This window comes from Streptomyces sp. NPDC027185, from assembly GCF_055567035.1.
The window spans coordinates 24,678-50,884 of sequence record NZ_JBVHRF010000002.1 but is presented as its reverse complement, the minus strand read 5'-3'; the positions used below and the strand labels follow the sequence as shown (position 1 = coordinate 50,884).

Below are 26,207 nucleotides of genomic sequence, written 5' to 3'. Positions count from 1 at the left end.
CATGCGCAGTGCTCCATTCGGCGCCTCGTGCTCCCGCCATGCGCCGCGCTCCATGCGGTGCTTCGTGCTCGCGCCATGCGCCGCGCCCCAGGCAGTGCCTCGTACCGTCCCGTCCGCCACGCTTCCTACCCGCCCCATGCCCCGTGCCCCATGCCCCACGCGAGCGCCTTACGCCGCCCGTCGCCCCGCCCCATGCAGGCACCGAGCCCTACGAGCCGCGCCTTGATCGGGCGCCCCCTGTGTACGCGGCAGGGCCCGCGCCCCATGCGGCTATGCCCCACGCGGTCATGCCCCGTGCGGGTGCTTCACCCTGTATGCGGCCCGGCGGGGCCGCACGCGTCATACCACCGCGCCCTGTACGGCCCGCCCCATGCCCTAAAGCTGCCCGCCCCCGTACCGCGCCCCGTACGTGGCACCTTCGCCGCGCTCCGGGCCCCGTCCGTGGCGCCCCACGCACGGGGCACGGGGCGTCGGCGTGATGCCCCGCGCCCCGTGCGGCGCGGGCAACCCATTTCCGTGCGCCATACCGCGGCGGCTAACCTCCAGGGAGTCACCTTTCTTACGCAGGAGAAATTCCCATGGCCCACGCCGCTCAGGTCCAGCGCATGTCCCGATTGATGATCAAGACGCTGCGCGACGACCCGGCCGACGCCGAGACCGCCAGCCACAAGCTGCTGGTACGCGCCGGGTACGTCCGCCGTACGTCCGCGGGCATCTGGACCTGGCTCCCGCTGGGCAAGAAGGTGCTGGAGAACGTCTCCCGCATCGTCCGCGAGGAGATGGACGCCATCGGCGGCCAGGAAGTCCTGCTCCCCGCCCTGCTCCCCAAGGAGCCGTACGAGGCGAGTGGCCGCTGGGAGGAGTACGGCGACCTCCTCTTCCGCCTCAAGGACCGCAAGGGTTCCGACTACCTCCTCGGCCCCACCCACGAAGAGATCTTCACCCTCACGGTCAAGGACCAGTGCACGTCCTACAAGGACCTGCCGGTGATCCTCTACCAGATCCAGACCAAGTACCGCGACGAGGCCCGCCCCCGCTCCGGCGTGCTCCGGGGCCGCGAGTTCCAGATGAAGGACTCGTACAGCTTCGACACCACCGACGAGGGGCTGGCGACCTCCTACGCGCTCCACCGCGAGGCGTACACCAAGATCTTCGCGCGGCTCGGCCTGGACTACCGCATCGTCTCCGCCGTCTCCGGCGCCATGGGCGGCTCCGCCTCCGAGGAGTTTCTCGCCCCCGCCGCGGCCGGTGAGGACACCTTCGTGGACTGCCCCTCCTGCGACTACGCGGCGAACACCGAGGCCGTCACGGTCAAGGTCGCCCCGGTCGAGGACGCCGATCACGGCCCCGTCGAGGAGCTGGACACCCCCGACACCCCGACGATCGAAGCGCTCGCCGCACACCTGGACGTCCCGGCGTCGGCGACGCTGAAGAACCTTCTGGTGAAGGTCGACGGCGAGATCGTCGCGGTCGGCGTCCCCGGCGACCGCGAGGTCGACCTCGGCAAGCTCGGCGAGCACCTCGCCCCCGCCACTGTCGAACTGGTCACCGCCGAGGACTTCGTCGACCGGCCCGACCTGGTCCGCGGCTACGTCGGCCCGCAGGGCCTGGCCGGCACCGCGTTCCGCTACCTCGCCGACCCGCGGGTCGCCGCCGGTACCGCATGGATCACCGGCGCCAACAAGCAGGGCATGCACGCGAAGAACGTCGTCGCCGGCCGGGACTTCGAGGTCGACGAGTACCTCGACGTGGTCGTCGTCGAGCCCGGCGACCCCTGCCCCCGGTGCGGCGCCGGCCTGCGCATCGACCGCGCCATCGAGATCGGTCACATCTTCCAGCTCGGCCGCAAGTACGCGGACGCCTTCGAGCTGGACGTACTCGGCCAGAACGGCAAGCCCGCCCGCGTCACCATGGGCTCGTACGGCATCGGTGTCTCCCGCGCCGTGGCGGCTCTCGCCGAGCAGAGCCACGACGAGTCCGGCCTGTGCTGGCCCCGTGAGGTCGCCCCGGCCGATGTGCACGTCGTCGCCGCCGGCAAGGCCAAGCAGACCGAACTCGCCCTGGAACTCGGGGAGAAGCTCGGCGCCGCCGGGCTGCGGGTGCTGGTCGACGACCGTGCCGGTGTCTCGCCGGGCGTGAAGTTCACCGACGCCGAACTGATCGGCGTCCCGACCATCGTGGTCGCGGGCCGCCGTGCGGGCGAGGGCGTCGTCGAGGTCAAGGACCGCCGTACAGGCGAGCGCGAGGAACTGACCGTCGAGGACGCGGTCGCGCGACTCGGCGCGTAACACGGACGACGGGGCCGGCCGGGACGATGACTTCCCGGCCGGCCCCGTCGCATGCCCGCGGCGGCCCTGAGCACGGGGCGGCCCCGTGCGGCCCGGGAGGCGGGGGCGGCGTCCCCTTCCACACGGAGCAGCGGCCTGTCCGAGCCGCGGAGCCGCCCCATGCGCTCGCCCCATGCGCTCGCCCCATGCGCTCGCCCCATGCGCTCGCCCCATGCGCTCGCCCCATGCGCTCGCCCCATGCGCTCGCCCCGTGCGCTCGCCCCATGGGGGAGGGAGCGGCGCGCCATTCGTGAACACTGCGGGGCGTGGGACCCCGGGGCGCGGGGCCGGGGCGCACAGCGCATGAGGCGCGCCGCCCCGCCCGTATCCAGCGGTACGGGACGGCACCTCCGGGGCGTAGGTGGCATGGCGCGTCCGCCCGGGAGGGGCGGGCTCCTCAGAGCCAGGTGGCGAATTCCAAGAGGAGTTCGCCATGGCGGCGGTCGCCCGAGGCGATCTCGCGGACCCCGGCGGCCACCGCGCGGTACAGCGTCCAGTCGCGCAGCCGGTCCCGGTCGAGCTCCAGGGAATCGGCGAGCTTCGCCACCCGGCGGCGGACCGCGGCCGCGGCGCCCGAGGCGGCCGCCAGATCCTCGAAACGGTCCATGACCAGCGCCGCGAGATCGTAGGCACGCTCGCCCACCACCGGGGCCGGCCCCACCGCGAGCCAGGGCGCCCGCTCCCCGGCCAGAACCTTGCCCTGGCGGAACGCACCGTGCAGGACGTACTCCTCGGCCGCGGAGGACGGCAGCGCCCGGCGCAGCTCCGCCGCCTGCTCCACCAACGGGGCGGCCGCCGGCGTCCGGGCACCCGCCGTGCGCAGCTCCGCGACCGCCCCCTCGGTACGGCCCGACAGTGTCGCGAAGCCATGGTCCGCATCGGGCACCACCCACAGGCGCCGTACCGTTCCTGCAGCTTCCAGCAGCGCCCGTGCCTCCGGCAGCGACCGCAGCGATACCGCCCCCTGGAGCCGCTCCAGCAGCAGCGCACCGCTCGCCTCGTCCGCCCGTAGCAGCTTCACCGCGCCCCAGCCGTCCCACAGCCGCAGCGCTACCGCCTCCTCGGCGTGGGAGCGGTCCGGTACGGGGAACTTGAGCGCCGCCGGGGTCCCGTCCTGCTGCCGGACGAACGCGACCAGGCTGCTGCGGCCCCCGGGGGTGACCACCCGCTCCAGCGTCAGCTCCCAGGCGGCGAGCCGCTCGTGGACCGCCGACGGCAGCGCGGCCAGCCAGGCACGCACCGGGGCGGCCGGGTCGCTGCCGAGGGAGTTCACCAACCGCCGCGGTGGTTCGACGGGTGCCGTTGCCATGCCGTGCCGTGCCTTTCCGGAAGCAGGGGCCGCCCGGCCCGCGTGGGCCCGCGGCCGGTCGTCAGAGCGCGTTCGCCGAGGCGCTCGTGGACGGGGACGGAGCACCGCTCGCCGCCCGTTCCGCGAGCCCTGGGAAGGCTACGCCGCTGCCGCGCCAGCGCACCGCACGCACCGCCGCCTCACGGAGCGCGGCGGCCGCCTCCGCGCGGTGCGCCTCGTCCCCCGCGCGCACCAGCCCCGCGTAGACGGCGGCGATCCGGTCCTCCAGCTCGGCGGCGAGCCGGACCGCGGCGGCGGCGTCCGGCACCGGGAAGGGCAACTCGTACGCGGCGGCCGCCGCCGCGGGCGTCCCGCCGAGATCACGCACCGTACGGCGCAGCGCGTCGCGGCGCGCACGGTGCGCGTCGTAGGCCTCGCGGGCCTCCTTGCGGCGGTCGTCGCCGACGCGCCCGCCGACCACGCCGTAGCCGTAGACGGCGGCGTGCTCGGCGGCGAGGGCGCTCTGCGCGGCGGACAACTGCGTGGGGCGGGCATCGGCGGTGCGCGGGGTGGGCGTCACGGGGCGGGCCTGTTCCTTCGGAGGGGGCGGGGGTCGGGGCGTGCCGCACGGGGCACGGTGCGGCACGCACGGGGCGGACGCCCCCTGCACGCCGGGCGGGCGCCCCGTGCGGACCGGGGCGCCGCCTGCCCGCGACGGTACGGGCACGGCGTACCGGCGGGGTCAGCCGGCGGCGGTCAGCAGATACGCGTGGGCGGCACCAGCCGCGGCCACCGAGGCGAGCAGGCGGGCCAGGTCCGGCGACGCGGTGCGCAGCGTACGGGCGCGGGCATCGGCCAGCCGGCGCTCGGCATCGGCCAGCGCGCCACGCGCCGCCTTCTCGTCACCGGGGACGTCCGGCGTGTCCGCGGTGGCCCCCGCAGCGGCCTTCTCCGGGGCCTCGGGCTCCGGTGGTGCCGCGGACTTCTCCGGGGCGTCCGGCCTCCCCGGACCGCCGGGCACCGACGGTCCCGGCGAACCCGAGGGCTCGCCGGCGGGGGAGGACGCGCCCTTGGCCGACCGGGCGCCGAACGCCTCCGCATGGCGCGCCACTTCGGCGCGGAGCGGCGCCAGACGGGGCGCCAGGGCGGGGTGGGCGGCGAGGGTCGCGTCGTAACGGGCCAGCAGGCGGGTACTGTCGTCCGCCGCCGCGGCACGCAGCCGCGCCGTGGCCGCCGCCCGCCCCGCACGGGGCGGCCCGGAACCGTCGGAGCAGCCGGTCAGCAGCGGGGCGGCGCCCAGCGCGGCACCGGCCAGCAGGGTCGTTCTACGCGTGAGCGCCACGTTCGGCACCATCCACATCCCGGGTCTTCCGTAGTGATCACCGCTGGCGAGCGTAGCCGCGACCGGCCACCGAATCGTCAGTACCCCGCCGGAACAGATAGGCTTTGACCCGACACGCGACCCACCCACAACAGCACACGCGGCCGAGGAGTCACCCGGATGAGCACCACCCAGAGCGAGAGGCTGCGCGGGCTGCTTGAACCGCTCGTCGCCGCACGAGAGCTGGATCTGGAAGAGATCGACGTGACCCCCGCGGGCAAACGGCGGGTGCTGCGGGTCGTGGTGGATTCCGACGCGGGCGTCCAACTGGACGAGTGCGCCGAGCTGAGCCGTGAGGTCTCGCAGGCGCTGGACGACTCCGACGTGATGGGCGGCGCCCCGTACACCCTCGAAGTCACCTCGCCCGGCGCCGACCGGCCGCTGACCGAGCTGCGGCACTACCGCCGCGCCGTCGGCCGGCTGATCAAGGCGCAGCTGCGTGAAGGCGGCGAGCTGGTGGCCCGTATCCAGGCGGTGGACGAGGACGGCCTCGACCTCGAGGTGCCGGGCGTCAAGGGCCGCAAGCCGACCCAGCGGCGGATCGGCTTCGACGCGATCGCCAAGGCGCGGGTCGAGCTGGAGTTCAACCGTAAGAGTGAGCCGTCCGATCGGCACGCCGAGCAGGACGAAGAGAAGATCGACGAGAGCCAGGAGGAGGCGTAGCCGTGGATATCGACATGAGTGCCCTGCGGGGTTTGGTGCGGGAGAAGGAGATCTCGTTCGACCTGCTGGTCGAGGCGATCGAGTCGGCCCTCCTCATCGCCTACCACCGCACCGACGGCAGCCGCCGTCAGGCGCGGGTGCAGCTGGACCGCAGCACCGGCCATGTGACGGTATGGGCGAAGGAAGACGCGGCGGACCTGGAGCCGGGCGAGGAGCCCCGCGAGTTCGACGACACCCCGTCCGGCTTCGGCCGGATCGCGGCGACCACCGCCAAGCAGGTCATCCTGCAGCGGCTGCGGGACGCCGAGGAGGAGATCACCTTCGGCGAGTTCGCCGGGCGTGAGGGCGACGTCATCACTGGCGTCGTCCAGCAGGGCAAGGACCCGAAGAACGTCCTCGTGGACGTCGGCCCCATGGAGGCCATGCTCCCCGTGCAGGAGCAGGTCCCCGGCGAGGACTACTCGCACGGCACCCGGCTGCGGTCGTACGTCGTACGGGTCGCCAAGGGTGTCCGCGGCCCGTCCGTGACGCTGTCGCGCACCCACCCCAACCTGGTGAAGAAGCTTTTCGCCATGGAGGTGCCGGAGATCGCCGACGGTTCCGTCGAGATCGCCGCCATCGCGCGGGAGGCCGGACACCGTACGAAGATCGCGGTGCGCTCCACGCGCTCCGGGCTCAACGCCAAGGGCGCCTGCATCGGCCCCATGGGCGGCCGGGTGCGCGCGGTCATGGCCGAGCTGCACGGCGAGAAGATCGACATCGTGGACTGGTCGGACGACCCGGCCGAGCTGGTGGCGCACGCGCTGTCGCCGGCGCGGGTGAGCAAGGTGGAGGTCGTCGACCTCGCCGCGCGCTCCGCGCGGGTCACCGTCCCCGACTACCAGCTGTCGCTGGCCATCGGCAAGGAGGGGCAGAACGCCCGTCTCGCCGCCCGGCTGACGGGCTGGCGGATCGACATCCGCCCGGACACCGAGCAGCAGGCCCCCCGGGACTGAGCCGCACGGCACGCCCCCGCGGCACCGTTTGCGGAAAATGAGTGGTGCCGCCGGGGGACGACGGGGAATTCTGAGCAGTCGTCCCGCCTTTACCCCATCGGGGTGAGGCCGGTGCGGGGAGGTAGACTTAAGCAGTGTCTGGCCGGACGCATGCCCGCGCATGCCCTGAGCGAACCTGTGTGGGATGCCGGGAGCGAGCGGCCAAGGGCGATTTGCTGCGCATCGTGGCGATCGAGGGTGAGTGCGCCCCCGATCCTCGCGGTACGCTGCCCGGCCGGGGTGCTCATGTGCACCCGACACGGGTCTGTCTCGACCTGGCGGTCCGCCGCCGGGCGTTCAACCGGGCCTTCCGGGGCCCGGGGCCGTTCGATACGGAGGCCTTGCGGCGGTACGTCGAAGGCGTCGAACAACGGCCCGGGTAATAACGCACAGCACGAATGCACAGCGCACGGAAAACCCCGTGCGGTCAGGTACCTCGCGAGTCGGAAGTAGGTCGAGATTGCGATGAGCACTCGATGAGTACGCGATGAGTACGCCCATGAAGTAGCGACGGTCCGGTGGACAACCCGGACCTAGAAGGAGCGAAGTGGCTAAGGTCCGGGTATACGAACTCGCCAAGGAGTTCGGAGTGGAGAGCAAGGTCGTCATGGCCAAGCTCCAAGAACTTGGCGAATTCGTCCGATCGGCATCCTCGACGATCGAGGCGCCGGTTGTTCGCAAGTTGACCGACGCTTTCCAGGCGGGTGGCGGCAGCGGCCGCGCCGCCGGTAAGCCCGCGGCGCCGCGCAAGGCCGCGCCCGCAAAGCCGTCCGCGCCCTCTCCGGCGCAGGCGGCCCGTCCGGCTGCCCCGAAGCCGGGCGCCCCCAAGCCCGGTGCGCCGAAGCCGGGCCCCGCGGCTCCGGCCGCGCCGGAGCCCCCCAAGAGCAGCGCGCCCACCCCGGGCCCGCGGCCGACGCCGGCCCGTCCGGCCCCCAAGCCCGCTCCGGCCGCCCCCGCGCAGCCCGAGTTCCAGGCCCCGCCGTCCGCGCCCGCCGCGCAGCCCGGCCCGCGCCCCGGTGCCACCCCCGGCCCCCGTCCGGCGCGCCCCGCGCCGCAGGGCGGCCAGGGTGGTCAGGGCCGTGGCAACGCCCCGCGTCCCGGTGGCGAGCGTGCCCCGCGTCCCGGCGGCGGCCGTCCGTCCGGCCCGCGTCCGGGCAACAACCCCTTCACCTCCGGTGGCTCCACGGGCATGGCCCGTCCGCAGGCCCCCCGTCCCGGTGGCGCGCCGCGCCCCGGCGGCCAGGGTGGTCCCGGCGGTCCCCGTCCCCAGGGCGGCGGCCAGGGCGGTCCCCGTCCTCAGGGTCAGGGCGGCGCCCGTCCGACCCCCGGTGGTATGCCCCGTCCGCAGGGTGCGGCCCCCGGTGGCGCTCCGCGTCCCGGCGGCGGTAACCGTCCGAACCCGGGCATGATGCCGCAGCGTCCGGCTGCCGGCCCGCGTCCGGGCCCCGGCGGTGGCCGTGGTCCCGGCGGTGCCGGTCGTCCCGGTGGCGGTGGCGGTCGTCCCGGTGGTGGCGGCGGTTTCGCCGGTCGTCCCGGTGGCGGCGGCGGTCGCCCGGGTGGTGGCGGCGGTTTCGCCGGCCGTCCCGGTGGCGGCGGCCCCGGTGGCGGCTTCGGTGGCCGTCCCGGTTTCGGTGGCCGTCCCGGCGGTCCCGGTGGCCGCGGTGGCACACAGGGTGCGTTCGGCCGTCCCGGCGGTCCCGCGCGTCGCGGCCGTAAGTCGAAGCGGCAGAGGCGCCAGGAGTACGAGGCCATGCAGGCCCCGTCGGTGGGCGGCATCATGCTGCCGCGCGGCAACGGCGCGAAGGTCCGCCTCTCGCGCGGTGCCTCGCTGACCGACTTCGCGGAGAAGATCAACGCGAACCCGGCGTCGCTGGTCCAGGTCATGCTGAACCTCGGCGAGATGGTGACCGCGACCCAGTCCGTCTCCGACGAGACGCTGGAGCTCCTCGCCGGCGAGATGAACTACGTCGTCGAGATCGTCAGCCCGGAGGAGGAGGACCGCGAGCTGCTCGAGTCCTTCGACATCGAGTTCGGCGAGGACGAGGGCGGCGAGGACATGCTCGTCGCGCGTCCGCCGGTCGTGACCGTCATGGGTCACGTCGACCACGGTAAGACCCGCCTGCTGGACGCGATCCGCAAGACGAACGTCATCGCGGGCGAGGCCGGTGGCATCACGCAGCACATCGGTGCGTACCAGGTCTCCACCGAGGTCAACGACGAAGAGCGCCGCATCACCTTCATCGACACCCCCGGTCACGAGGCGTTCACCGCCATGCGTGCCCGTGGTGCCAAGTCGACCGACATCGCGATCCTAGTGGTGGCGGCCAACGACGGTGTCATGCCGCAGACGATCGAGGCGCTGAACCACGCCAAGGCGGCCGACGTGCCGATCGTGGTCGCGGTCAACAAGATCGACGTCGAGGGCGCCGACCCGACCAAGGTGCGCGGTCAGCTCACCGAGTTCGGCCTGGTGGCCGAGGAGTACGGCGGCGACACCATGTTCGTCGACATCTCCGCCCGCCAGGGCACCAACATCGAGCAGCTGCTCGAGGCCGTGGTCCTGACCGCGGACGCCTCGCTGGACCTGCGCGCCAACGCGGAGCAGGACGCCCAGGGCATCGCGATCGAGGCCCACCTCGACCGCGGTCGCGGCGCCGTCGCGACCGTCCTGGTCCAGCGCGGTACCCTCCGCGTCGGCGAGACCATGGTCGTCGGTGACGCCTACGGCCGCGTCCGCGCGATGCTCGACGACAAGGGCAACAACGTCGAGGAAGCGGGTCCGTCGACCCCCGTGCTGGTCCTGGGTCTCACCAACGTCCCGGGCGCCGGCGACAACTTCCTCGTCGTCGACGAGGACCGTACGGCCCGCCAGATCGCCGAGAAGCGCGCGGCGCGCGAGCGCAACGCCGCCTTCGCCAAGCGCACCCGCCGGGTGTCCCTCGAGGACCTCGACAAGGTGCTCAAGGCGGGCGAGGTGCAGCAGCTCAACCTCATCATCAAGGGCGACGCGTCCGGTTCGGTCGAGGCCCTGGAGTCCTCGCTGCTCCAGCTCGACGTCGGCGAAGAGGTCGACATCCGGGTGCTGCACCGCGGCGTCGGTGCCGTCACGGAGTCCGACATCAACCTGGCGTCCGGCTCCGACGCGATCGTCATCGGCTTCAACGTGCGCGCCGAAGGCCGTGCCACGCAGATGGCCGACCGCGAGGGCGTCGACGTCCGGTACTACTCGGTCATCTACCAGGCGATCGAGGAGATCGAGGCGGCCCTCAAGGGCATGCTCAAGCCGGAGTACGAGGAGGTCGAGCTCGGTACCGCGGAGATCCGCGAGATCTTCCGCTCGTCCAAGCTCGGCAACATCGCGGGTGTCCTCATCCGCTCCGGCGAGGTCAAGCGCAACACCAAGGCGCGCCTCATCCGCGACGGCAAGGTGGTCGCGGAGGACCTCACCATTCAGGGTCTGCGCCGCTTCAAGGACGACGTCACCGAGATTCGCGAAGGTTTCGAGGGCGGTATCAACCTCGGCAACTACAACGACATCAAGATCGACGACGTCATCGCGACGTACGAGATGCGTGAGAAGCCGCGCGGCTGATCATGTAGCGCACTGTCCGCGCGGAGCCCGGCCCCCTTCGGGGCGGCCGGGCGGCGGGCGGACCCGGGGCCGGTCGGCGGAGCGTTATTTCCGTCGATCGGCCCCGGCCGTTGCGTGTACGGTGCGAGGGACTCGCGATTCCGAGGCCCCACGGGTGGCTCTACCCGTCGTACATGTACGTAGGGACACTGTCCTTCGATCTGCTTCTCGGCGACGTACGGTCGCTGAAGGAGAAGCGCTCCGTCGTCCGCCCGATCGTCGCCGAGCTGCACCGCAAGTACGCGGTGAGCGTCGCGGAGGTCGGGGAGCAGGATCTGCACCGCCGGGCCGTCATCGGCCTCGCGGTGGTCTCCGGGGACGCGGGGCATGTCACCGAGGTGATGGACCGCTGCGAGCGCCTGGTCGCCGCACGGCCCGAAGTGGAGCTGCTGTCGGTTCGCCGGCGGCTGCACGGCGACGACGACTGGTCATGACGGCCGGGCGGACGGACGCCGGTGGAAGCACAATTGTGGAAGATACGAAGGAGACGGACCAGTGGCCGACAATGCGCGGGCGAAGAAGCTGGCGGACCTCATCCGGGAGGTGGTCGCCCAGAAGCTGCAGCGCGGCATCAAGGACCCGCGGCTCGGCACGCACGTGACCATCACGGACACCCGCGTCACCGGCGACCTGCGGGAGGCTACGGTCTTCTACACGGTGTACGGCGACGACGAGGACCGGGCCAGCGCCGCCGCGGGCCTGGAGAGCGCCAAGGGCATCCTGCGCTCGGCGGTCGGCGCCGCGGCCGGTACGAAGTTCACGCCGACGCTGACGTTCGTCGCGGACGCCCTGCCGGAGAACGCCAAGACGATCGAGAACCTGCTCGACAAGGCGCGGGCCTCGGACGCCAAGGTGCGGGAGGTGTCGTCGGGCGCGCAGTACGCCGGGGACGCCGACCCGTACCGCAAGCCGGGCGACAACGAGGACGATGAGGGCGCAGCCGCAGAATGAAGCGTAAGAACACCGGGCCGGACGGTCTTGTCATCGTCGACAAGCCGTCCGGCTTCACGTCGCACGACGTCGTGGCGAAGATGCGGGGCATGGCGCGGACGCGCCGGGTCGGCCATGCCGGGACGCTCGACCCGATGGCGACGGGCGTCCTCGTCCTCGGCATCGAGCGGGCCACCAAGCTGCTCGGCCATCTCGCGCTGACGGAGAAGGAGTACGTCGGCACGGTGCGGCTCGGGCAGACCACCGTCACCGATGACGCGGAGGGCGAGATCACCGCGTCGAAGGCGGCGCACGGCCTGGCGCGGGCGGACATCGACGCGGGCGTCGCGGAGCTGTCCGGCGCGATCATGCAGGTGCCGTCGAAGGTCAGCGCCATCAAGATCGACGGTAAGCGGTCGTACTCGCGGGTGCGGGACGGCGAGGACGTCGAGATCCCGGCCCGGCCGGTCACCGTCTCGTCGTTCCTCGTCCACTCCGTGCACGAGGCGGAGGCGGAGGACGGCACCCCGGTGACCGACCTGCTGGTCTCCGTCACCTGCTCCTCGGGGACGTACATCCGCGCGCTCGCCCGGGACCTCGGCGCCGGATTGGGCGTCGGCGGGCATCTGACGGCGCTGCGGCGCACCCGGGTCGGGCCGTACAAGCTCGACCGGGCGCGGACCCTGGAGCAGTTGCAGGGTGCGGTGGACGACACCGAGGGCGCCGGGCTGCCGGTGATGCCGATCGGTGAGGCGGCGGCCGCCGCCTTCACCCGGTGGGACGTCACCGCGGCGCAGTCCCGGCTGCTGGTGAACGGTGCGCGGATCCCGATGCCGCTGTTCGAGACCGACGGCCCCGTGGCGGCCTTCGACCCGGACGGCACCTTCCTCGCCCTGGTGGAGAACCAGGGGGGCCGGGCCAAGAGCCTGGCCGTGTTCGCCTAGGAGGGGCGGGGCCGTACGGCGCGGAGGGCGTCGGGCTGCGTGGCGTTGGCCGCGTGGTGCGGGGGCGTCGTGCGGCCGACGGCCGGCAGGCATGTGAAGGACGGGTGAGGCCGGTCCGGAGCCATGGGGCTCCGGACCGGCCTCTTTGTTCGGGCGGGGGCTCTGGGCCTTGATCTCTGTGCCCTGCGCCCCGTGCCCCCTGCCCCGCGCCCTCTGCCCCTGCCCCGTGCCCCCGCGCTTCGTGTGGAGTGAGGGTTGTGTTGTGCCTGCCTGGTGCATGAGGCGGACGGCGTGTGGGGCCGGCATGGGGCAGCGCGGGGCTGCCCGCGTGACGGGGCGGGTTCGGGCGCTGTGTGAGGGCGGAGTTCGGGGCGCGGCCTCGTGCCGTGCGTACGGGACGTTCCGCACGGGGCGGGTGGTTCCTGGTGCGGGTCCGCATGGTGCCCCGCGCTTCCGTTCGGGCTGAGGGGGCGGGCAGGCGGCCCCATGCGCTGCGCCCCGTGCGCTGCACCCCGCGCGGCGGTTCCGCTCAGCCTCGTGCGGTGCGGGGCAGCCGTCCGGGCCCCGTGCGCCGCCTCCCCGTGGGCCCCGTGCGCCGCCGCCCCGCGGGGCCCACGCGGGTGCCCCATGCGTCCGTGTCAGGGGGCGGGGGACGAAGCGGGCGGGGGCTTCGGAACGGTGAGGCCACCCTTCTCGGGTGGCGTGGGGCCCGGCATGGCAGTCTTAGACCTGCGTCATGCCGACTTGACGCAGTGGACGGACAAGAGTTCGGGCGAGGAGCGGGCACAGTGCAGCGCTGGCGTGGCTTGGAGGACATCCCCGAGGGCTGGGGGCGCAGCGTCGTCACCATCGGCTCGTACGACGGAGTGCACCGCGGCCACCAATTGATCATCGGTGAGGCCGTCGCGCGCGCCCGGGAGCTGGGCATCCCCGCGGTGGTCGTCACTTTCGACCCGCACCCCAGTGAGGTCGTCCGTCCCGGTACCCACCCGCCGCTGCTCGCCCCGCACCACCGGCGCGCGGAGCTGATGGGGGAGCTGGGCGTCGACGCCGTTCTGGTGCTGCCGTTCACCCGGGAGTTCTCGCAGCTGGCGCCCGCCGATTTCGTGGCGAAGGTACTGGCCGACAAGTTGCACGCGCGGATCGTCGTCGAGGGCCCCAACTTCCGCTTCGGGCACAAGGCGAAGGGCACCGTCGAGACCCTCGCCGAACTGGGCGTCGCCCACGGCTTCACCGTCGAGGTCGTCGACCTCGTGGAGCGGGGCTCGGTGGGCGGCGGGGTGCCGTTCTCGTCCACGCTCACCCGCCGGCTGGTCGCCGAGGGCGACGTCGCGGGCGCGGCGGAGGTCCTGGGACGACCGCACCGCGTCGAGGGCATCGTCGTCCGCGGCGCGCAGCGCGGCCGTGAGATGGGCTTCCCCACCGCCAACGTGGAGACGCTGCCGCACACCGCGATCCCGGCCGACGGTGTGTACGCGGGGCTCCTGCACGTCGAGGGCGAGGCGATGCCCGCGGCCGTATCGGTGGGGACCAACCCGCAGTTCGACGGGGAGAACCGCACGGTCGAGGCGTACGCGATCGACCGGGTGGGACTCGACCTGTACGGCCTGCACGTCGCGGTGGATTTCCTCGCGTACATCCGGGGCCAGGAGAAATTCGCCACGCTCGACGCGCTGTTGGAGCGGATGGCGATCGATGTGAAGCAGGCCCGCGAACTGATCGCCGCGGCGGACTGAACCGGCCGGCGGGGCGGTTTCGCGCCGCACGACGGGGCGCCCGGAGAGATATCCGGGCGCCCTTTGCCGTGCCTCCGTGCCACGCGTCGGCCCCGTGCGGGCGCCCTGGCCGGTGCAGCGGGGCCTGGTGCCGGAGCGTGACCTCCGCGCCATACGTCGTGGCCCCGTGCGGGCGGTCGCTTCGTGAGGCCCGTCCCGTGGGTATCGGGGGAGCGCCCTGTGTGCCCCGTGCGGGTGCGGGCGTACGGCCCCGTGAGGCCGTGGGCGCCCATGTCACGCCCTCCGACGTCTGTGACCGGACGCCTGCAGGACATCAGCCGGCCCGCCCCACGCGGCGCGGGCGTCCGCCGCATGGGGCCCGGGGCGTGCGTATCGCGGATGCGCCGCCGTACGCCCCGTGCACGTACGGCAGTCCGGCCCCGTGCGGGCCTCATGTGGGCCTCACGCGGTCATGACGGACACTCCGCCCAGGGGCAACCGCCCGCACCGTGCAGGCCACGCTCGTCCGCACCGTGCGTGCGGGGCCCGGGTGCGCGCGGGGCCCGGCACCGTGAAGTGCCGGGCCCCGCGCGCGTGGTGTGGCGCCTTACGCGTCACTGCGGAGGTTGCTGCTGCCATCCCTGCTGGTCGGGCTGGGGGGAGTCCGGGGCGGGCTGCTGCTGCCAGTGGGCGGGCGGCTGTTGCGGCTGCTGGGTCCAGCCGCCCTGCTGCGGCGGGTAACCGGCCGGCGGCTGCGCCTGGTGCTGCTGCTGCGGCTGTCCCTGCTGCGCGTACTGCTGCTGCGCGTACGGGTCCTGGGCGGCGTACGGGTCCTGGCCCATCTGCTGTCCCTGCTGCGGGTACATCCCCTGGGCCTGCTGGGCGCGCGAGAAGTCCTCGGCGACCAGCGCGGACAGGTTGAAGTACGCCTCGCGGGTCTTGGGCCGCATCATGTCGAGGTCGACCTCGGCGCCGGCGGCGAGATGCTCGTCGAAGGGGACGACGACCACGCCGCGGCAGCGCGTCTCGAAGTGCGACACGATGTCGTCGATCTTGATCATCTTGCCGGTCTCGCGGACCCCGGAGATCACCGTGATACCGCGCTGCACCAGGTCGGCGTAGCCGTGCGCGGAGAGCCAGTCGAGCGTGGTGCTGGCGCTGCTCGCACCGTCGACGGACGGCGTGGAGATGATGATCAGCTGGTCGGCGAGGTCCAGGACGCCGCGCATGGCGCTGTAGAGCAGGCCCGTACCGGAGTCGGTGAGGATGACCGGGTACTGGCGCCCCAGGACGTCGATCGCGCGCCGGTAGTCGTCGTCGTTGAACGTCGTGGAGACCGCCGGGTCGACGTCGTTGGCGAGGATCTCCAGACCGGACGGCGACTGCGAGGTGAACCGGCGGATGTCCATGTAGCTGTGCAGGTGCGGGATGGCGTGCACCAGGTCGCGGATGGTCGCGCCGGTCTCGCGGCGGACGCGGCGGCCGAGCGTACCGGCGTCCGGGTTCGCGTCGATGGCCAGGATCTTGTCCTGCCGCTCGGAGGCGAGCGTGGCGCCGAGCGCGGTGGTGGTCGTCGTCTTGCCGACGCCGCCCTTGAGGCTGATCACCGCGATCCGGTAGCAGGACGTCACCGGTGTGCGGATCAGCTCCAGCTTCCGCTGACGCTCCGCCTCCTCCTTCTTCGCGCCCAGCTTGAACTTGGACGGCTGTGCGTTGGCGCCCGGCTTACGCCGCTTGGGCTGGTTGCGCAGCAGCCGGTCCGAGGTCAGCTCGACCGCGGCGCTGTAGCCCAGCGGCGCGCCCGGGGTGGCCCGCTGCTGCTGCGGCTGCTGCTGTCCCGGCTGGGAGTACGAGGCGTAGTTCGCCGCGCCGCCGCCGGCCTGCTGCCCCGGCAGCGGCTGGTGCGGCACCTGTCCCTGCTGCCCCTGCTGAGCGGCCTGGGCCTGCGGGTCGTACGCGGCGGGCTGACCCTGCTGCGGGTACCCGGCCTGGTGCTGCTGTGCCTGCTGCGCGGCCTGTTGGGCCTGCGGGTCGTAGCCCTGCTGCGGGGCGGCCTGCGGGTGCGGCTGCGGTGTCTGCTGCGGGTATCCCTGCGGGGCGGGCTGCGGATAGCCGTACGCGGACTGCTGCGCGGGTGCCTGCTGCTGAGGCTGTTGCGGGTAGCCGTACGCGGGCTGCGGATAGCCGTACGCGCCCGGCTGCTGCTGGGGCGTCTGCTGCGGGTATCCGCCCTGCTGGGGGTGGCCCTGCTGCGGGGCCGCCTGCTGCGGGAAACCGGCCTGCGGCGCGGCCTGGGGGTGGACCTGCGGCTGCTGCTGCGGGGGCAACTCCTGCCCCGGCTGCGGCTGCTGAGCCTGCGGCGGCTGGGCCTGGGCCTGCTGGGCCTGAGCCGTCCGCGGATCGGCCGGCTGGTACTCCGGCGGCAGCGGCGGCAGCCCGCCCTGACCGGGCACGCCCTGCGCGGCGGCGTCCGGCTGCGCGGGCCACGGAGCACCCTGCGGCGGCACACCCGGCTGCGCCCCGCCCTGCGGAGGAACGCCCTGCGACGGAACGGCCTGCGGGGCGCCACCCTGCGGGGGCTGCTGGGGCGCGACCGGCTGCTCCGGTACCGGCTGCGCGGGCCGCTCCTGCTCGGGTACTGCGGCCTGCGGGGCCTGCGGGACCTGCGGCGGCACCGGCTGCGCGGCGGCCCGCGGTGCCTCCGGGGCCGGCTGCTCCGGTGCCTGCGGGGCGGCTGCGGTCTCCTCCGGGGCCTGCGCGGCCTCAGGCCGCGGCGCGTCGGCCACGGGTGCCCCGGCCGGCTGCGCACCGGCCGCCCCGTCGGTCCGCGGCGCGGCCGGTGCCGGCGCCTCGGCCGGGGCCGGTTCGGGCACGTCCGGCTCGTCGTCGTCCCACAGCGAGGCCGACGGGTCGGCGCCCGTACCGGAGCGGACGTTGCCGCTGGCCGCCACCGGGGCGGCGGGCTTCGGGGCGTCCGCGGGCGGCGCGTCCTGGGGCGCGGCGGTCTCCGCGGGCTCCTGCGGCCGCAGCATCGGGAAACCGGGCGGCGCGGTGTCGGCGGGCGGCGGCACCGGGGCGCCGGCGGTGGGGCCGGGGGCGCCCTGCGGTCCACCGGCCACCGGCGGGCCCGCGACGCCCTGGCCGGGCAGCGGCTGCCCGGTGGGCGGCGGCGCGGGGGCGGGGGACGGGGCGGGAGCCATGGGGGTGCCCGCGCCGCCGCTGGTGTCGTTGCTCGCGTACCAGGCCGGAGCCGCAAAATCGATCTTGAATTCGCCCGTCAGGTCGAACTCGGACTGCTCGTCGTCAGGGTCGTTCCCGTCCGGGCGGAAAGCCTCCCGCTCGTTCACTGTGCCTCCTGGTGTACTGCAACGCACCTGAACGGCAGGACCGGATACAGGCGGATCGATCGGATGTCACGGAATTCGGAACACACCGCCCGGGACTGCGCCAACACTGCTTTCTCCATCCCCGTACCGGCTGCCGTCCGGTGTGCTCCTGCGGCTTCATACAGCCTAATCAAGAGTCGGGCCCGAACGGCAGCCGACGTCATGTCGTCTTCTGACCCTGCGGCACGCCTACGGGCGCATCCGAGGATGCGCCCGTAGGAAATGCCCTTCGCGGACGGGCCGCACGGCGCGCGGCGCCGCCTGCCCGTACGGTGCCGTCAGTCCATCCGGCGCGGCCCGCCGAGCAGATTGGTCTCCGCCTCGGTGGGCTGCGTCATCACGAACTGGTGGTGGTCGCGGGTGCACCAGAGCATCGCGTTGTCGCTCAGCGTCGGCAGCACCGCGCCCACCTGCTGCGGCAGTCGCATCACGCGCGTCACGACCTCCGCCTCCTCCGGCGACAGCCGCTGGAGCCCGACCAGATCCGCCCGGCCCAGCATCTGCGGCGAGCGCGGTCCGAGGAACGGCAGCACCGTGAGCACCGACTGCCAGGGGCTCGGCGCGAGTTGGTTGCGCGGGGGGCGCGCGCCCATGTCCCGCACCACCAGCACGGGGCTGGAGACCGACGGCCCCTGGGGCGCGATCTGCCGCACCTCGTGCACCGACACGCACTGCTGACCGCCGCCGGCGGCCTGCGCCATCTGAGCCCAGGCCGGCGGCCGCGCCGTCTCCACCGCCACCCGCGCACCGGTGGCGACCGTACGCAGCGCCAGCACCTGCGCCATCCACATACTGCCGACCAGCGCGATCTCCAACGGCGCGGGCCGCAGCAGGCTCAGCACCGCGGGCTGGTTCTGCGGATCGATGCCGATGATGACGCCGTCGTCACCGACCGGCAGGGTCAGCGAGGCCAGCGACTCGGCCGTCAGCACGTGCGGGGCACGGCGCGGACCGCGCAGCCCGAAGCCCGGCTGCGGCACCGGGCCCGAGCGCGCCGACCGCTGCTCGTCCGCCCGCGGCTGGTGCGAGGGGCGGCGCCCCTGCCCGGCGTCGGGCGCGCCGATCGGCGGATTGCGCCAGCCCGTCCCGGAGTTGTTGACACGCGGCTGATACGTGGGAGAGGCCATCAGCGGGTACCTCCGAGGGGGAGCGTGGCGAGCAGGCCGGGCAGCTGTTCCCGGTCGAGCCGGACGAGACCGACCTTCGCCGAGCCGGAACGCCGCTCCAACTCCCGCTGCGCGGCGTCGAGTTCGTTCTCGCTACGGGTCGACAGCCGGACGTAGCCCGAGATCGCGGGCGCCCGCCCGCTGCCGTGCGTCGCGGTCAGCGCGAAGGTGCTGGCCATCGCCGGAGTGCTGGTCAGCAGCTGGGTGACGGCCGCCAGCGGCGCACCGCCGGGACCGAGCTGGGGCCAGCGGCCGATCCAGTACGTGGTGTGCCAGCGGTCGTCGCAGCGCCACGCCCGCGTCGTCTCCTGGGTGCGGCGCCCGGAACGGCCCTCCCGCCCCATCGCGCCGTTGGCGGCCCGCGGGCTCACGCACACCGCCGTGCCGACCGCCGCCACGACCTCCCGCTCGGCCAGGACGCGCGCCCGCACGCCGTGCGAGGTCAGCCGGCTCACCAACTGGTCGGCGGCGCGCAGCAGCGAACGCTTGGCGCCCTCCATCCCGCCGCCGCGGGCCTCGATCGCCTCCGCGCACAGCTCCGGGTCGAGCTTGAGCGCGATCCACGTCAACTGCACCGCCGGGGTCTGCGACTGCGCCGCCAGCGGGGCGTACGACCGCGCGGCGACGGCCTGTTCGGGCAGGTGCGGCGCCGGAGCCGGCTGCGTGTACTGCACGTACTGCACCGACTCCAGGTGGATGTCCTCGATGTCGAGCGCGGTGTGCAGCACGTCGAGCGGCAGCATGTGGCTGCCCCGGGCGGGCCGCAGCGGTTCGTCCCGGGGCTCGACCTGTACCAGCGCGGTCAGGAAGGTGCCGTCCCCGACGAAGCCGACGGCCCGCTGCTCGGCGTCGGTGTACTCGTAGGTGCGCAGCGCCGGATCGCACTCGACGACCGGGGCGAAGGCCGGCTCGACGCCCGGCGCCACCGGGGCGCTCGCGGCCTTGCCGCGGCGCTTCATCGCGCGCACGGTCGTGATCCACTCCGGGAGCGGGATCCGCCGGCGCCTGCCGAGCGCGAAGATGACGAGGACGGCGGCGAGCACGACCGCGACGGTCAACGCGATCACGTTCACGGAGGCGCCGACCAGGACCAGTGCGGCGGCGATCTCGATGATGGCCAGCTGCTGTACGCGGACCGGGCCGATGCTGCCGATCTCCGGCCGCAGCCGGGGGGCCACCGGCCCGCCCGGCGAACCCTGCCCGCCCCGGCCGCCGCCGGCCCGGTCCGATCCGTCCCGGCCGCCGTGTCCCGCGTCGCGCGGTGCAGCGGAAGGCGGTTGCTGCTGTTGCCGCCCATTGCGGCGTCGAGCCCTGGTGGCGCTGGACATCCCCCGGCCTGCTCCTCTACTGGTGGTGTGGCCTCACGGCGCATCAATCGCCGTCGAGACTGGTGCGTTGGAAGGTGGCACCCGTACCGTACGGGTCGATCGACACACGGCATAGTAGAGGGCGCTACGGCGTGAGTGCCGGGGGCGGTCGATGTGGATCCGACACGCGGGGAGAGAAAGCAACAATGGCATCACGTCGGGACGAGCTCAATGCGTATTCATTCGCGAGGAAGCGTACGAATGCCGCATTTCTGAAGCCGCTGCCGAGCGGCTCGATCGAGAGTGCGCCGCGCCCCCTGAAGGCCGTGCTGCCGAGCGTTCTGATGGGCGTCGTGATCCTGGTCGGCTTCGGTGCCTGCGGCATCCTGAGCCCGGTGGCGCCCCAGGGGTGGGACGCGGTCGGGGAAAATGTCATCGTCGGCTCCGATTCGACCACCCGTTACGTCGTACTGAAGAGCGACAACGGTCAGGGCAAGAAGGAAAAACTCCTCCACCCCGTTCTGAACCTCGCCTCCGCGAAACTCCTTCTCGATCCCGACAAGTACAAAGTCGTGAATGTGAAGGAATCCGAGCTGGACGGAAAGATCGCGCACGGACCCGCCGTCGGAATTCCGTTCGCCCCCGACCGTCTTCCCAGCAAGGACGATGCCGGCAAGGCGAAGACCTGGGCCGTCTGCGACCGTCCGGGCAGCGGTACCAACAGCAAGCCCCAGCAGGCCGTGTTCGTGCTCGGGGGCAAGGACAAGGAACTCGTCCAGGGCAAGGGCCGCCTCGACATGCGTCAGGTGCTCTTCGTCCGTGACCCGCAGGGCAAGCTCTGGCTGGTCGACCACAACGGCTTCAAGTTCGCGCTCGACGCCACCTTGCACGGCAACATCCCCCAGCCCCCCGGCGCGGGGGGCAGGAACGGCGCGGACCCGGACACGGTCCTGCGCCGCGTGCTCTTCCAGGAGGCGGAGCCGCAGGACGTGACGCAGGCGTGGATGGACACCCTCGTCAAGAGCCCCGTGCCCCTCTACATGCCGGTCATCAAGAACGCGGGCCGCCCCTCGCAGGCCCCCGGCGTCCCCCCGCAGCACCGCACCATCGGCACCGTCCTCGAAATCCCCGGCAGCGCGGACCAGAGCGCGGCGGACGGAGAGAAGGCGGGCAAGAAGTACGTCGTTCTCGCGGACGGCGTACAGCAGGTGTCGGACTTCGTCGCCCAGCTCCTGCTGGAGGGCCCGAACGCCCGCATGGTCCACCCCGACGGCTCGGCCATGAGGCCCGAGCAGGTCTCCACCTCCAGCATCGACCCGATGCGGGACGACAAGGGGCGGTTCATCTCATACCTGGGCAAGGTGCCGGGCACCGACGTGGACATGCCCTGGCCGACCGAGGTCGTCGACATGGCCAACAACTTCGCCCAGGGGTCCCAGACCGGCGGCCTGACGACCCCCACCGACAACGGCGTCTCCTGCAGCGTCTACGACGGCACCACCACCAAGCTCCCCGGCGGCGCCGACAAGGCACTCGGCTACCCCAACGGCCTGCCGAACATGGGCACCTGGATCGGCAAGGACTACCCGGCGAACATCGCGAGCGGCGCCTCCTCCTACGTCACCCCGGGCAGCGGGATGCTCTTCCAGCGGGTCCGCACCCCCCAGGAGCAGGACGGGTCGCTCTACCTCGTCACCGACACCGGCCTGCGGTACCGCGTGCCGGTCAACAACGACAGCTCCGACAAGGCGGGCAACGCCAACCAGGAGGTCAACCAGGCGGCCCTGCGCCTGGGGTACAAGGGCGTCCACGCGGACCCCGTGCTGATGACATGGGCGGACCTGCTCTCGGAGGGGCCGGCGCTCAGCGTCGCGGCCGCCCGTAAGACCGGCACGTCCTGACGCGAGGGGGCGGGCTTCTCCGGCCCGCCCCGATACCGCACCGGATTCCCGGGTGGGCCACCTGAACCGGGTGGCCCACCCGGCTTTTTCCGGATTTGCTCCACGGCTTCCGCTGCTTCCCGGGAAGGCCCCGGAAAACCTTGATGCCTTTCTTCGCGGGCCGATAGAATGCCAAGTGCCCACTTCGCGTGATGATTTCCGTGAACCAGCCCTGCAAGATGGCCAGTTGGGGCCGTGGTGATCCCGTCACAACATCGCTCCCTCTGTTGGGGGCTGTCGTACGGAGTGGTTAAAGTGGTCGCCGGCGCCAGCAGACGGCGCCGACCGCGCGGCGCCTTCACCGGTGCGGTGCGGGTGACGTGCGAGTCTCATGGGGGACGTTGCGATGAGCGGTAATAGCTTCAAAGTCACCGAAGCGGAGATGGTCCGGTTCAGCGGAAAAATCGGAACGGTCTCCGAGACGATCCAGGGTGAGATCCGGCACCTGAACATGGTCGTCGACAACATCACCTCCGGTTGGAAGGGCCAGGCGGCCAACTCGTACAACCGGCTCCAGAGCCAGGTCAACGAGGACGCGACGCGCATCAACCAGCTTCTGCGGGAGATCAAGGAAGCGATCGACGAGACGACGAAGAACTACTCGGCGTCGGAAGAAGAGCAGAACGCGGCGTTCAACAACGTGGGGTCCCAGCACTCCGGCCCCTCCAGCTCCCCCTTCGGGTGAGCCCGGCCGGTACGGCCACGTACTGAACTCCAACCGCAGTGGGCATCTCCCGGTACACGCCGGGTCCTGCCGTGGTTCCGCGAATCGATCAGCTTCCCTTCAAGCCCGAGGAGACATCATGTCGGGAATTGTCGTAAACGCTCAGACGATCCGGCAGGCATCGTCCGACGTGCGTCGCACGGCGCGCCAGATCCGCCAGCAGCTCGATGACCTGGAGAGCGGCGTCAAGCAGATCGCCCAGGACTGGGAGGGTGCGGCGCAGCAGGGGTACCAGGCCCGTCAGCAGGAGTGGGACAAGCGCGCCCACTCCCTGCAGCAGACGCTGGAGGCCATCAGCAAGGCGCTGGAGACCGCGGCCGACAACTACGAGCACACCGAGGGCCAGAACGCCAAGATGTGGTAGTCGCTTCCCGCCCCGCGCGGGCGGGAGCAACCACCGGCTGAGCAGCCCCGAGGCTCGCACAGTGGCAGAAGAGGGCGGGCGCGCTGCACCAGTGCGCCCGCCCTTCTGGCGTCCGCCTCCGCACCGCTCGCCGCTCCTCAGCCCGACGGCACCTCCGTACCGCTTCTTCGTCTCGTCCCGTCCACCACGCATGGAGAGCTGACAACCCGTGGGATCTCGCGCCAACGGTCACCGAGCAGGGCACCACCGCCGCGCGGCGGGTGTATGGGTGACAACGGCCTGCACCATCGCTCTTTCCGGCGTCACCGCGCTCCCGGCGGCCGCGGACGAGAACGTTCCGCTGAACAGCGGCGAGTGCAGGTTCAACACCACCGACATCAAAGAGACCCCGTGGTCCCTGCAGCGCCTCATGACGCAGCAGCTGTGGGCGAACACCAAGGGCGCAGGCGTCCGTGTCGCCGTCATCGACACCGGCATCGACGCCGGGAACGACCAGATCAAACCGGCCATCGGGGCCGGCGGGCGGTCCTTCGTCAAGGGCGGTAAGCCCACCGAGGACCGGGTGGGACACGGCACCAAGGTCGCCGGCATCATCGCCGCCCAGCCGCGCTCCACCTCCGGCTTCTACGGGCTGGCGCCCGAGGCCAAGGTCATCCCGTTCCAGCAGACCGACCAGGAGAAGCCCGGCACCGCCGACAGCCTGGCCAAGGCCATCAACGCGGCCGTCGACGAGCACGTCGACATCATCAACATCTCCCAGGGCACGGACGCGAGCGAGGACCTGCTCCCCACGCTGAAGGCCGCGGTCGCCAACGCCGCGCGCAAGAACGTCCTCATCGTCGCCTCGGCGGGCAACGACGGCGCCTCCGGCAAGGAGAAGCGCATGTACCCGGCGGCGTTCCAGGAGTACGACAACGTCCTGGCTGTCGCCGCCTCGGACCGCAACAACGAACGCGCGGCCTTCTCCCAGCCCGGCGACTACGTCGACATCGCGGCGCCCGGCGTCGACATGGTCTCCACCGTGCCCGACGGCGGCAACTGCGTGGACCAGGGCACCAGTTTCGCCGCCCCGTACGCCGCCGGTGCCGCGGCGCTCCTCAAGGCCCAGCACAAGGACTGGAAGCCGCAGGAGCTGATCTGGCACCTGGAGCAGACCGCCGAGCGCGTCAGCCGCGGTCCGGACCACAACATCGGTTGGGGCGTCATCGACCCGGTGGCCGCCCTCAACGACACCACCAAGCCGACCGGTCGGCCCACTCCGGACAAGCCCGCCGCCCAGAACAACACCAAGATCGAACCGGCGGCTCTCACCATCGGAGAGAGCCCCGAGGACCGACGGGCGCGGATTTCCCTTTACATTGTGGGCGGAGGACTTCTGGCGGTCGCCGGAGTTGTCGGGGCGTCCATCGCACTGCGCGACTGGCGCCGCAAGACGGGAATCGCATCACACGGGGAGACACATCATGGGTGATCAATACCGCGTTGATCTCGGCGCGCTCGAGGACACGGTCAGGAAGCTCAACGGCATCCTCAAGGACCTCGGTAACGCGCATGCGGACACGCGTTACAAGACATCGCTGTCGCCGAACGCCCTGGGCGCGGACGCCCCTGGTGCCACCTTCCTGGAGGCGCGCAAGCTGACGAACGCCCATACGGAGATGAAGACGCACATCGAAGAGGTTGTGCAGCATCTCAACGAGGTCATGGACAAGTTCGGGACCAATACGCGCAAGGCGCACGGGAATTACCAGGACCAGGAAGCGACGACCGCCGGGGGCATGTCCGGTGAGTGAGCCGGAAATCCGGTCGGTCGAGCACGGAAGGTCCGTAGTCGGCGTGGAGAAGCAGAGGGGGAACAGGGCATGAGCGGTGGCGATTCCGAGTACATCCCGGCAACGATGTGCTATGCGGCGGAGCACGAGACGAACTTCGCCGAGATGGACATGGACACCATGCAGGCCATGGTGAAGGCGTCCAACCCGAGTGAGGTGCACAACGTCTCCAAGGGCTGGAAGGACGTGCACGACCAGCTCGTGGGCGGTAGCGGCGGAGGCATCAAGGGTGCCTTCGACGCAGCGGTCAAGGAGGTCCTTCAGCACTGGGAGGGAACCTCGGCGGACAAGTTCCGGGAACAGGCCAACAAGATCAGCAAGAAGATCTCGGACTGCTCCCTCTACGCCGACTACACCTCCCGCGCGATGAAGAACGCGGCGAACGTCCTCGAGCAGCTCAAGCCCGAGGTCGAGGCGATGGAGAAGCCCGGCACGGTCGACAGCGCCGTCAACTGGCTCGGGGACGGCGGCAGCCGCGACGACTCGGGCCTCAAGCGTGACCTCGCCAATCCGGGAATGACCACGCAGCAGGCGCTGGACAACAACGCGGGCAGCCTCTCGTCGGGCAAGGAGCAGCAGCTCCGGATGGCCGTCAAGATGGAGCAGCTCGGCGCGGCCTACGTCTCCCAGGCGAAGTCCATGGGGACGTGGAAGGGCGGCAAGCGCCGCGACGACTCGGAGGACTACCCCGGCACGCCGGGCGGAGAGCCGCCCGCGCCGATCCCCATGCCGGTGCCTTCGGGTGGCTCGGGGCCGGGCAAGGTCAATACGCCGTCGATGAAGCCCCTCGGAACGGGGCCGGGTTTCTCGTCCGACGGCCTGCACGCGCCCAAGGCCAACGGGATCACCGGTGGCGTCTCGACGCAGCCCGGCAAGGGCTCGTTCACACCTGACGTCAGTACCGGCCTCGACAGCTTCCAGCCCCCGAAGGGCGGCGGAGGCGGCCTTTCCGGTGGCATCGGTGGCGGCGGTATCGGCGGCGGTGGTCTGAGCGGCGGTGCCGGTGGCGGTGGTGTCGGCGGTGGCAGCGGAGCCGGTGGTATCGGTCCGGGCGGCCTCGGTGGCGGCATGGGCGTCACCGGTGGCGGTGCCGGGGCCGGCGGTGCCGGGCGTGGTGCCGGACGGACCGGCATGCCCGGAATGGGTGGCGCCGCGGGCGCCGGCCGGGGCGCCGGGGCCAAGGGCGCGGGCGGTGCCGGACGTGGTGGCGCTCTCGCCCGTCAGAAGGGCGGCGTCATCGGTGCCGGCAAGGGCAAGGCCGGTGCCGCCGGACAGGGCGGCTCGGGGCTGCACCGCAGCCGTGGCGGAGCACAGGCAGGCGCCGGTGCCGGCGGCCGTCGTCCCGCGGGCATGGCGGGCGCACCCGGTGTGCACGGCGCCAAGGGCAAGGAGAAGGGGCAGAACAACGGTGAGCGCCCCGACTACCTCGTCGAGGACGAGGAGACCTGGACGCCGGAGCGTAACGTTGCGCCGAAGGTCATCGAGTAAGAACCTGTCGGCTGTCGATCGGTGGTAACAAGGTGGGGCCCTGGCTCTCCGTGCCGGGGCCCCTTCCTGTTGGAGAGGTGTAATGGC

General features: G+C 72.3%; 21 protein-coding genes. 15 read left to right on the top strand and 6 right to left on the bottom strand.

What is annotated here, in order from left to right; genetic code table 11:
- Positions 1-578 precede the first annotated feature (578 nt).
- Positions 579-2,288, top strand: coding sequence for a proline--tRNA ligase (locus ACZ4M8_RS05500; RefSeq protein WP_467603567.1), 1,710 nt, complete (start codon positions 579-581; stop codon positions 2,286-2,288).
- Between the two features lie 436 nt (positions 2,289-2,724).
- On the opposite strand, the gene ACZ4M8_RS05495 is transcribed toward ACZ4M8_RS05500, so the two are convergent.
- The 3 genes from ACZ4M8_RS05495 to ACZ4M8_RS05485 all read right to left on the bottom strand — a co-directional run bounded on the left by ACZ4M8_RS05495 (position 2,725) and on the right by ACZ4M8_RS05485 (position 4,957).
- The gene (locus ACZ4M8_RS05495) at positions 2,725-3,636 is read right to left on the bottom strand and encodes an aminoglycoside phosphotransferase family protein (protein WP_467603564.1); all 912 of its coding nucleotides are present in this window, start codon (positions 3,634-3,636) and stop codon (positions 2,725-2,727) included.
- Positions 3,637-3,697: 61 nt separating this feature from the next.
- A complete protein-coding gene (locus ACZ4M8_RS05490; protein ID WP_467603562.1) occupies positions 3,698-4,195 on the bottom strand; it encodes a DUF4439 domain-containing protein in 498 nt (165 codons plus the stop codon).
- A 162-nt stretch (positions 4,196-4,357) separates the two neighbouring features.
- The gene (locus ACZ4M8_RS05485; RefSeq protein WP_467603559.1) at positions 4,358-4,957 is read right to left on the bottom strand and encodes a hypothetical protein; all 600 of its coding nucleotides are present in this window, start codon (positions 4,955-4,957) and stop codon (positions 4,358-4,360) included.
- A 159-nt stretch (positions 4,958-5,116) separates the two neighbouring features.
- On the opposite strand from ACZ4M8_RS05485, the gene rimP reads away from it, so the two are divergent.
- From rimP to ACZ4M8_RS05445, 8 genes are all read left to right on the top strand, one after another.
- Positions 5,117-5,659 (top strand): ribosome maturation factor RimP, encoded by a 543-nt coding sequence (gene rimP, locus ACZ4M8_RS05480; protein WP_467603558.1) that lies wholly within the window; start codon positions 5,117-5,119, stop codon positions 5,657-5,659.
- Positions 5,660-5,661: 2 nt separating this feature from the next.
- Entirely contained in the window at positions 5,662-6,654 is a 993-nt protein-coding gene (nusA, locus tag ACZ4M8_RS05475) for a transcription termination factor NusA (protein WP_467603556.1), read from the top strand.
- A gap of 134 nt (positions 6,655-6,788) precedes the next feature.
- Positions 6,789-7,076 (top strand): YlxR family protein, encoded by a 288-nt coding sequence (locus ACZ4M8_RS05470; protein WP_467603555.1) that lies wholly within the window; start codon positions 6,789-6,791, stop codon positions 7,074-7,076.
- A 164-nt stretch (positions 7,077-7,240) separates the two neighbouring features.
- Positions 7,241-10,285, top strand: coding sequence for a translation initiation factor IF-2 (gene infB, locus ACZ4M8_RS05465; RefSeq protein ID WP_467603552.1), 3,045 nt, complete (start codon positions 7,241-7,243; stop codon positions 10,283-10,285).
- Positions 10,286-10,458: 173 nt separating this feature from the next.
- Positions 10,459-10,758 carry a DUF503 domain-containing protein gene (locus tag ACZ4M8_RS05460; protein ID WP_467603550.1) on the top strand — a complete coding sequence of 100 codons (300 nt, stop codon included), beginning with the start codon at positions 10,459-10,461 and terminating at the stop codon, positions 10,756-10,758.
- Positions 10,759-10,819: 61 nt separating this feature from the next.
- Entirely contained in the window at positions 10,820-11,275 is a 456-nt protein-coding gene (gene rbfA, locus ACZ4M8_RS05455; protein ID WP_399085058.1) for a 30S ribosome-binding factor RbfA, read from the top strand.
- Positions 11,272-12,198: a tRNA pseudouridine(55) synthase TruB gene (gene truB, locus ACZ4M8_RS05450; protein WP_467603546.1), complete on the top strand. Its 927-nt coding sequence runs from the start codon at positions 11,272-11,274 to the stop codon at positions 12,196-12,198. Before rbfA ends, truB begins: the two co-directional genes overlap by 4 nt.
- A gap of 788 nt (positions 12,199-12,986) precedes the next feature.
- Positions 12,987-13,934, top strand: coding sequence for a bifunctional riboflavin kinase/FAD synthetase (locus ACZ4M8_RS05445; RefSeq protein ID WP_467603544.1), 948 nt, complete (start codon positions 12,987-12,989; stop codon positions 13,932-13,934).
- A gap of 593 nt (positions 13,935-14,527) precedes the next feature.
- Here ACZ4M8_RS05445 and ACZ4M8_RS05440 read toward each other — a convergent pair.
- From ACZ4M8_RS05440 to eccE, 3 genes are all read right to left on the bottom strand, one after another.
- A complete protein-coding gene (locus tag ACZ4M8_RS05440) occupies positions 14,528-17,260 on the bottom strand; it encodes an SCO5717 family growth-regulating ATPase (protein ID WP_467603543.1) in 2,733 nt (910 codons plus the stop codon).
- Between the two features lie 317 nt (positions 17,261-17,577).
- Entirely contained in the window at positions 17,578-18,426 is an 849-nt protein-coding gene (locus ACZ4M8_RS05435) for a hypothetical protein (RefSeq protein ID WP_467603540.1), read from the bottom strand.
- Positions 18,426-19,643 (bottom strand): type VII secretion protein EccE, encoded by a 1,218-nt coding sequence (gene eccE / locus ACZ4M8_RS05430; protein ID WP_467603539.1) that lies wholly within the window; start codon positions 19,641-19,643, stop codon positions 18,426-18,428. The genes ACZ4M8_RS05435 and eccE overlap by 1 nt, the downstream gene beginning before the upstream one ends.
- A 335-nt stretch (positions 19,644-19,978) precedes the next feature.
- Between eccE and ACZ4M8_RS05425 the strand changes: the two genes are divergently transcribed.
- The 6 genes from ACZ4M8_RS05425 (at position 19,979) to ACZ4M8_RS05400 (ending at position 26,120) form a co-directional block, all read left to right on the top strand.
- Positions 19,979-21,673 carry a type VII secretion protein EccB gene (locus tag ACZ4M8_RS05425; protein WP_467603537.1) on the top strand — a complete coding sequence of 565 codons (1,695 nt, stop codon included), beginning with the start codon at positions 19,979-19,981 and terminating at the stop codon, positions 21,671-21,673.
- Between the two features lie 385 nt (positions 21,674-22,058).
- Positions 22,059-22,397 carry a WXG100 family type VII secretion target gene (locus ACZ4M8_RS05420; RefSeq protein WP_467603535.1) on the top strand — a complete coding sequence of 113 codons (339 nt, stop codon included), beginning with the start codon at positions 22,059-22,061 and terminating at the stop codon, positions 22,395-22,397.
- Between the two features lie 118 nt (positions 22,398-22,515).
- On the top strand, positions 22,516-22,800 hold the full coding sequence (locus ACZ4M8_RS05415; RefSeq protein WP_467603533.1) for a WXG100 family type VII secretion target: 285 nt from the start codon (positions 22,516-22,518) through the stop codon (positions 22,798-22,800).
- Between the two features lie 268 nt (positions 22,801-23,068).
- Positions 23,069-24,271 carry a type VII secretion-associated serine protease mycosin gene (gene mycP, locus ACZ4M8_RS05410; RefSeq protein ID WP_467603531.1) on the top strand — a complete coding sequence of 401 codons (1,203 nt, stop codon included), beginning with the start codon at positions 23,069-23,071 and terminating at the stop codon, positions 24,269-24,271.
- Entirely contained in the window at positions 24,264-24,593 is a 330-nt protein-coding gene (locus ACZ4M8_RS05405; protein ID WP_467603528.1) for a hypothetical protein, read from the top strand. The genes mycP and ACZ4M8_RS05405 overlap by 8 nt, the downstream gene beginning before the upstream one ends.
- A gap of 69 nt (positions 24,594-24,662) precedes the next feature.
- Complete coding sequence (locus ACZ4M8_RS05400) at positions 24,663-26,120, top strand: hypothetical protein (RefSeq protein WP_467603526.1); 1,458 nt, start codon at positions 24,663-24,665, stop codon at positions 26,118-26,120.
- The last annotated feature ends 87 nt before the right edge of the window (positions 26,121-26,207 follow it).